We start from the raw sequence: 466 nt of genomic DNA, 5'->3' as shown, positions 1-466 counted from the left end.
CGCATCCACGGCAACGCCACCCGGGCCGAGGCCGACGCGCAGGCCAGGGACGCCTTCGCCCGCGTCGGCTTCCCCGATCCGGCGCGGGCGCTGCACACCTATCCGTTCGAGCTCTCCGGCGGCCTGCGCCAGCGGGCGATGATCGCGATGGCGCTGATCCTCAAGCCCGCCCTGCTCGTCGCCGACGAGCCGACGACGGCCCTCGACGTGACGACCCAGGCCCAGATCCTCGCGCTGTTGACCCGGCTGCAGGACGAGACCGGCATGGCGATCCTGCTGATCACCCACGACCTCGGCGTCGTCGCCAACGTCGCCCACGACGTGGCGGTGCTCTATCGCGGCCGCCTCGTCGAGTCCGGACCGCGCGGCGCGGTCATGCGCGACCCCGGCCACCCCTACCCCAAGGCTCTGCTCGACGCCGTGCCGCGCTTCTCGCTGACGCAGGGAGGGCGCCTGACGCCGAGCC

General features: G+C 73.6%; 1 protein-coding gene. It reads left to right on the top strand.

Going from position 1 to position 466, the window contains the following annotated elements; all coding sequences use genetic code 11:
- The coding region (locus tag MKL11_RS00075) for an ATP-binding cassette domain-containing protein (protein ID WP_243939182.1) at positions 1-466 on the top strand (466 nt) is incomplete at both ends.

Origin of the sequence: Methylobacterium sp. J-077 (assembly GCF_022829365.1) — a bacterium.
Taxonomy (GTDB): domain Bacteria; phylum Pseudomonadota; class Alphaproteobacteria; order Rhizobiales; family Beijerinckiaceae; genus Methylobacterium.
The sequence above is the reverse complement of the archived record's forward strand: the minus strand, read 5'-3'. Positions and strand labels throughout refer to the sequence as shown.